The following is a 6,935-nucleotide window of genomic DNA, read 5'->3' as shown; positions in this document are numbered from 1 at the left end:
ACACAAAAACTTGCAGACCGCGATGCGGCGATCGAACATCGCGAAGCCGAAGTGCGTCAGCAAAAAGCCGAGATAGCGGATGCGCGCGCGGCCATCGAAACCCAGGTCGCGGCAAAACTGTCTGAAGCACGCCAGCAGATTGCCGATGAGGAAGCCAAGAAGGCTAAGGCGATATTCGGAAGCGATCTGGAAACCAAGAATAGAGAAATTCTTGCCCTTCAGGAGATCGCCGCTGCCCGCGAGCAAAAACTTGCCGAAGCTCAACGCGAACAAGGTGAGTTGTTGCGCAAACAACGTGAGCTGGATGACGCAAGGCGTGAACTTGAGATAACGGTGGAAAAGCGTGTGAGCGCCTCACTTGAAGAGGTCAGGGTCCGCGCGAAATCAGAGGCCGAGGAATCCCTTCGCCTGAAAGTCTCGGAGAAGGAGGAGCAAATCTCGTCGATGCAACGACAGATTGAAGACCTTCGACGAAAAGCGGAGCAAGGCTCGCAGCAGCTTCAAGGCGAGGTGTTAGAGCTACAGCTTGAAACTATGCTGGCGAGCCGGTTCCCGATGGACGTGCAGGAGCCGGTAGCCAAGGGAGAATTTGGCGGTGATCTTCTGCATCGCGTTGTCGGTCCTGTTGGGCAGATGTGCGGATCAATCTTATGGGAAACAAAACGAACGAAAAATTGGAGCGACGGCTGGCTAAGCAAATTACGCACGGACCAGCGCGCTGCGAAAGCCGAGCTGGCTATTTTAATTTCTGACGCGCTCCCGAAAGGTATCGAATCTTTCGATTGCGTGGATGGCGTCTGGGTCGCTCATCCACGGTTCGTAATCCCGATCGCTGTTGCATTGCGCCAATCCCTTATCGACATTTCTGCGACACGAACTGCCCGTGAAGGCCAGGAAACAAAGATGGAACTGGTCTATAATTATCTGATCGGATCGAATTTTCGCCATCGAATTGAGGCTATCGTTGAACGGTTCGCCGAGATGCAAGCAGACCTAAATCGCGAACGCAAAGCCACCATGCGGTTATGGGCGAAGCGCGAAGCTCAGATCCAAGGCGTTATCGACTCCACCGTTGGCATGTACGGAGACCTTCAAGGAATCGTTGGCAGGGCAATGCAGGAAATTCCTGCCCTTGAAATTCCGCTGATGGAGATCGCGGACCAAAGTGGCGATGAGTGATGCAAATTTCCACGTGCTTCGCAATCGCTATATCGAGCTATCGCTAGTCATCTTTCCCCGCCGACGTTGCCTTCGGCCCGCGCTCTAGCCGCTGACGCGCCCGGAACCGCTGGCACGTTTCCGCCATCCGGTGACGATCGCTAACGCAAAGAAGAAGACTGGGGGCTTTGCCCCCTGGCGCGCTGCGAAGCGCCTTCCGCCCAGCTTCCTCCACGTGTTCCACGCTCCGTGCAGCCGGGTCCCCGCGAAGGCGCTTGCTCCGCTTGCACCCCCATTCTCGCCGAAGGGCAGGGTTTCAGATCGCCACTGAAACCCAATCCCAAGGAGGAGAATATGCCAACAGCCACCATCACCAAAACCGACCGGCCTCGCATCTATGTGGCCTGTCTGGCCGCCTACAATAACGGCATTCTGCACGGCGCGTGGATCGACGCCGCCCGCGACCCGTGGGAGCTATGGGACGACATCCGCGCGATGTTGCAGGCCTCGCCTGTCGCAGGTGCTGAAGAATACGCCATCCACGATTACGAGGGATTCGGCGGCGTGCGCATCGCCGAGTATGAAGGCATCGATTGCGTGGCGCATATCGCGGCATTCATCGTTGAGCATGGCGCGCTGGGTGCAGCGGTGCTCGACTATTACGGTGACGACATGGCCGAGGCGCGCGAGGCGCTGGAGGACCGCTATATCGGCAGCTACACCAGCCTCGCCGACTATGTGCAGGAACTGACCGAGGACACCACCACCATCCCCGCATCGCTGCGCTACTACATCGACTGGCAGGCGATGGCGCGTGACGCGGAAATGTCCGGCGACCTGTTCACCATCGAAACCGCGCACGACGAAGTGCATGTGTTCGCGGGGCGCTGACATGGAGCAGCAACCGCAAACCTACCGCTTCCACTGGCGCGGCGTCGAGATTGAGGTGATCTACACCCCCCTCAAGTGGGGCGTAATTGCCCATCTCGAAGTACGCAGCATCCGCCCAGAACGGGCGCGCCTTCCCATCACCGATACCGGCTACCGCTCGCATTTCCATACGCCCGGAACGGTCGAAGCCCTTGGCGGCGATGTCGTCGCGCAGGTCATCGCATGGCTGGATGAGGAGGCCCGCAAGCCGGAATGGCGGCGCTATGACAACGCCAGCAGGCAGGGCGAGCTATTCTGATGCGTCCGTACAACCGCACGGATCGCGAACGACCTTGGCCATCGTCGTATTTCGCGCAAACTCCCTGCGGAATGGGCTTACGATGAATAAAATCTCGCTTTATAGCTCACAATATGAGATATATTGAGCTATAAAGGAGCGATTTATAACTCATGCCATGGAATTGGCAGCAACCGGATTGGCCTGATTTTCAGTGGGACAGCGCGCCATTGGCCGCGCTGGAGGCCCGCTTTTTGCAGCAATCCGGCGTCCTGATCGGATCAATCAAACACCTTGGTGACGGCGACCGCGCCACCCTCACCATCGACATCATGACCGGCGAAGCGCTCAAAACTTCCGAGATCGAGGGCGAGCTTCTAAACCGCGATAGCGTCCAATCTTCCTTGCGCCGTCAGTTCGGACTGGACACCGACCATCGCACCGTGCCGCCAGCCGAGCGTGGCATCGCTGAAATGATGATGGCACTGTACCGCGATTTTGCCGAACCGCTGACCCATCAAAGCCTCTGCGCATGGCATCGCATGGTGGTGAGTGGCCGACAGGACATCCGCGCCATTGGCCGCTACCGCGATCATGACGATCCCATGCAGGTCGTCTCCGGCCCGCTGCATAAACCCAAAGTGCATTTCGAAGCGCCGCCATCGCACGCGATGGCGGATGAAATGAACCGCTTCCTCGCATGGTTCGCAGCCAGCTCCCCCGAAGGCGAGCGCCCCCTACCCGGATTGACCCGCGCAGGGATCGCGCATCTGTACTTCGTGAGCATCCACCCGTTCGAGGACGGCAACGGACGCATCGCCCGCGCCCTCGCCGACAAGGCGCTATCGCAAGCCATCGGCCAGCCAAGCCTGATAGCGCTGTCGCAGGTCATACAGCGCAAACGCGCGGCCTATTACGATGCGCTTGAAGCCGCCAACAAGCACAATGAAATAACACGCTGGCTGACCTATTTCGCTGAAACGGTGATCGACGCGCAAGCCCACAGTCTTGCGCTCATCGACTTCCTTCTCGCCAAAACCAGATTCTACGATCGCTTCCGCGACCGCCTGAATGACCGGCAGGCGACCGTTATCGCCCGTATGTTCCGCGAAGGGCTGGACGGCTTTAAAGGCGGACTCAGTGCCGCGAATTACATCACGATCACCGACGCCTCACGCGCCACCACCACGCGCGACTTGCAGGAGCTGGTGAGCATAGGTGCACTCACCCAAACCGGCGCGCTGAAATCAACCCGCTATCACCTCGCTATCGCGGTCGATCATGACGAACATCGCTAGCGCGCGGCAGGCAGCATTTTTCTCTAGGCGATGAACCGCGTCAAATTCCCTCATGGTCTATTTCATCATTCTGAGTGCCAACGAGTCCGGTATCTTGGTGATGACCGAGACGCATCATCACTGAGCCAAGTCGCTCCCATAGCATTCGTTGCCGCATCTCGGGGCTGACGTCCATTTGCTCCAGCATCTCATAAAACTCACGAATCGTGCCAAACCGCTCCCGCTCAGCCTGTTCTCGCAGGATGGCATTCTCCAGTAGCGCCCGCTCCTTTTGGCTGGCGTGCCTCCAGCTTCGATCGGCGCTCCTTTCGTGGCGATCCTTGAGGTATTCGCGAAGTTGTTGAAGGGGATTCAGTGCGCCGACCAGCTCCACCCAGCCGGGGGAATTGATCCTTATCCGACTAATTTCCAACTGATCTTTCGGGTATCGCTCGTTCATCTCAATAAAGTCTGGCGCGCCGTGATTGGCTACAAAAAATTCAGCGTCCGATGGGTTCATGAAATAGTCATGCCGAAGGCGGCGAAGGGTGCGTCTATCCGGCAAATAAAGCAGCGCGAAATAAGCTGATTCTAAATCGTTTAGAAACCGCGCGAACTCGCTCACCTCAGCGCCTCGCTGTAGATTGAGCTTTATGATGCCCCTCTCGGCCATGATCGTCTCCATATCGCCCGCGACGATGTATACCGGTCGACCGTGGGAGGAAACCGTCGGTAAGCACGCTTACGAAGAAAAAAGCACTGTGTCCGGCTGGTCACAAACCGTCGAATGAACAAGCGAACGACTATATACTAAACTCGTCTGCGGAAGAAAGACTGACCCGGCTTTCAAAGAAGCCAACTGATCTCTTACTGGCTTGCAATCACCGTGTATTTTCCCGTCGTAGCATTTTTACTTACAAGTACGCTCGCCACAAAAATGGGGGAGTCATTTCCCGCCGCACCTTTCTCAGGCCCAACGTCTAGGTCCTTCGTTAGGAGTGGCCCATCATTGTAGGAAGCAATTTGAACGGTCGCGGTTCGCCCGGTTGCGCGGGCAAAATTATTGATTGAGAAGCGATACGTTCCTGTCTGCAATCTCGCTGGATCGCAGGTTGCATAATAGTGTTCCGGACCATTCGCGTTGACGTTGTCGACATCAAGAAATCCTGAAACCCCTGTTCTGGCTGCGTAGTAGACATGCGAGCCTCCCGGCTCGGTCGTGTGAAGATCCACGTCACCCGAGCCATTCCAAGTCAGCGTAACCGTGATAAACCCTAAGCTTGCCGACGCGGTCGGAGCGATCAATCCAACCAACTTTGTTGCAACAAAAGAATTTATTTCAAGCCGCGTATTGAGAGAGGGATTCATGTAAATTTCTAACAAGCCATGGCCCAAGAAATCCCTTTTCCCGTTTATTCCTGGACTCCTCAGTAAATATCCAGGAATGGTTTTGGTGATAGCAGGTACAGACCCAGCTACTCGCAGACCGTTAATGACAAGATCTTTGTCTGCCAGCGACCACGGCCCGTTTAGCAACGCAGACGCGGGTGCAACGTGCACCAACGCAACAGAGGAAGCGCCAATTTTTGGTATAATATAATTATAAGCACTGTTTGCGAATAAATTCCCTTGCGAGTGAGCAAACAAAAGAATTTTATTACCCTGCAGAGTTAACGTATCAAGGCGCGCTCTTTGCGCAACATAGTTAGAAATAGTAGGCGGACTGGCAAATAATGACGTGATATATGCTACATCCCGCGCATTTACGTAATTCATATAGTTTGTTATACTGTCAGAAAAACCAGAAAGCGCCGTTGCGATCGCATCCGACCATGTGCCACCACCTGCGTTAAAGTCGGAAAATAATTCGTAGCGATCGCTCACAACTTGTTGTTCAGTGAGCCGCTGAGAGAACGTCTCGACGAAATCCTCAAAACCGTTAGTCCAATTATAAAATAACTCATAACGCATGAGCTGGCCTTGGCCATCTTTTAGCCCGTAGGCGAGCTTAAGCTTTTGGAGCGCGAAGTCTGCGTCCGCTCGTGTTTTATTTACACCGTTGAAAAATCCAAATGTAGTGCCCTCTGGGACACACAGATTTGACGTAGTTTGGGCAGTTGCGGTTTGCACGCTGACGAGCAAGGCCAGTGCCAACATAATTCCGTGAGCAAATATCCTATTCACAGGTATCTCCCGCAGGAACAGAGGACACAGAACCATCAAGTGCTTTATTGTATTTCATGTATTCCACTAGGCGTTCTTTAGTGTTCGTGGTCACGCTCTGTATATCTTGTACCGCATTAGTAAGCGGATCAGCTTCCCCGCTAGCTTGTGCAAAAACACAGTTTATAGCGCGTGTGACGGACATCGCAGTGTTGTTGACCTGATCCGGCTTAGTCAAATCAACCGTCAAAGAGTTTTGCATGCCGCGAGCCAATTGCGTGAGCGCACGCTTGCCATTGGCAGTAAATGGACGTGAAGCGATGTAAGCATCGATATCGTCTCTCACTCCATTCGAATCGACATCATTTGGTAACATCCCAGATGTCCGATTGAGCGCTGGAATCGTTCCAGATGTTTCCAACGCAGTTATCTTTTGGATTGGTGTCAGAGTCGCGGGTGCAGAAGGTGTAGGTGTCGGCGTGCCAGCATTACTGTCGGTTCCACAGCCGGTAAGTGCAAAAATAGCAGCACTAGCTGCCAAGCATCTTATTTTACCCACGATTCGCCTCCCGTATGGGATAATAGCATCCCGCTATTGGAATCAAAGTCAATGCTATAAGCGCAATGTGGCGAGCCACAAAAAACAATTGGCTATATATATCAACTATTATTTCGAAATATGACAAATTAAGGTCAACTTATTTACAGACATAGTCAAAATATCTTGGTGGTTCCTTCGCCTGGTGCTCTGGGTCATTGCGCGCCCATAAATCTGCTGAAAATATGATCATAAGATCAATTACATGGGCGACCTTGCTGCGCCTTTTGGAGAGGCAGCACTGGCATCACTGTTCCGTACACAGCCACAACCAGCGTTTGAGCCCATTAATCGCCATTTCTGTTGCGCTCAAAAAGCGCCTTTCGGCCTCACAATTAGCGCACATATCTAGCGCACATCCTCAAGTTAGATCAAATATTACCAATATTATCAATGAGTTATAAAAGAGTTATACGGGACTTAAAATCCCTCGCCCTCAGGGTGTGCGGGTTCGAGTCCCGCCGTCCGCACCATTTATATCTCTGAAACGATGCACCCTGCCCTGGCAGGAGCAGGCGGTGCGTCCCGGTCGCTTGAGCGTTGACCGAGACGAACCCCATAACCGGCGCAC

Annotated in this window: 7 protein-coding genes; 4 read left to right on the top strand and 3 right to left on the bottom strand. The window is 54.1% G+C overall.

Features of this window, described 5'->3' with window-relative positions:
• The 4 genes from ON00_RS01440 to ON00_RS01425 form a co-directional block, all read left to right on the top strand.
• A partial coding sequence (locus ON00_RS01440) for a DUF2130 domain-containing protein (protein ID WP_211207098.1) occupies positions 1-1,179 on the top strand: 1,179 nt, incomplete at its 5' end.
• A 333-nt stretch (positions 1,180-1,512) separates the two neighbouring features.
• A complete protein-coding gene (locus ON00_RS01435) occupies positions 1,513-2,049 on the top strand; it encodes an antirestriction protein ArdA (protein WP_010402699.1) in 537 nt (178 codons plus the stop codon).
• A gap of 1 nt (position 2,050) precedes the next feature.
• Entirely contained in the window at positions 2,051-2,347 is a 297-nt protein-coding gene (locus ON00_RS01430; RefSeq protein WP_010402698.1) for a hypothetical protein, read from the top strand.
• 152 nt (positions 2,348-2,499) lie between these two features.
• A complete protein-coding gene (locus tag ON00_RS01425) occupies positions 2,500-3,624 on the top strand; it encodes a Fic family protein (protein WP_010402696.1) in 1,125 nt (374 codons plus the stop codon).
• A gap of 40 nt (positions 3,625-3,664) precedes the next feature.
• Here the strand turns inward: ON00_RS01425 and ON00_RS01420 are convergent, their stop codons facing one another.
• The 3 genes from ON00_RS01420 to ON00_RS20455 form a co-directional block, all read right to left on the bottom strand.
• Complete coding sequence (locus ON00_RS01420) at positions 3,665-4,288, bottom strand: hypothetical protein (RefSeq protein ID WP_029622331.1); 624 nt, start codon at positions 4,286-4,288, stop codon at positions 3,665-3,667.
• Between the two features lie 182 nt (positions 4,289-4,470).
• Entirely contained in the window at positions 4,471-5,787 is a 1,317-nt protein-coding gene (locus tag ON00_RS21015; RefSeq protein ID WP_211207097.1) for a YfaP family protein, read from the bottom strand.
• Positions 5,780-6,307, bottom strand: a complete 528-nt coding sequence (locus ON00_RS20455; RefSeq protein WP_154651253.1) for a hypothetical protein — start codon at positions 6,305-6,307, stop codon at positions 5,780-5,782. Before ON00_RS20455 ends, ON00_RS21015 begins: the two co-directional genes overlap by 8 nt.
• Positions 6,308-6,935: the final 628 nt, after the last annotated feature.

The organism is Sphingomonas echinoides ATCC 14820 (assembly GCF_000241465.1).
GTDB lineage: Bacteria > Pseudomonadota > Alphaproteobacteria > Sphingomonadales > Sphingomonadaceae > Sphingomonas > Sphingomonas echinoides.
Note: the sequence above shows the minus strand (reverse complement) of the source record. Positions and strands in the feature narration are given on the sequence as shown.

Coding starts and splice junctions, on each gene's coding strand:
- ON00_RS01425 (WP_010402696.1), top strand. CDS start 2,500: ATGCCATGGAATTGGCAGCAACCGGATTGGCCTGATTTTCAGTGGGAC.
- ON00_RS01420 (WP_029622331.1), bottom strand. CDS start 4,288: ATGGAGACGATCATGGCCGAGAGGGGCATCATAAAGCTCAATCTACAG.
- ON00_RS01430 (WP_010402698.1), top strand. CDS start 2,051: ATGGAGCAGCAACCGCAAACCTACCGCTTCCACTGGCGCGGCGTCGAG.
- ON00_RS01435 (WP_010402699.1), top strand. CDS start 1,513: ATGCCAACAGCCACCATCACCAAAACCGACCGGCCTCGCATCTATGTG.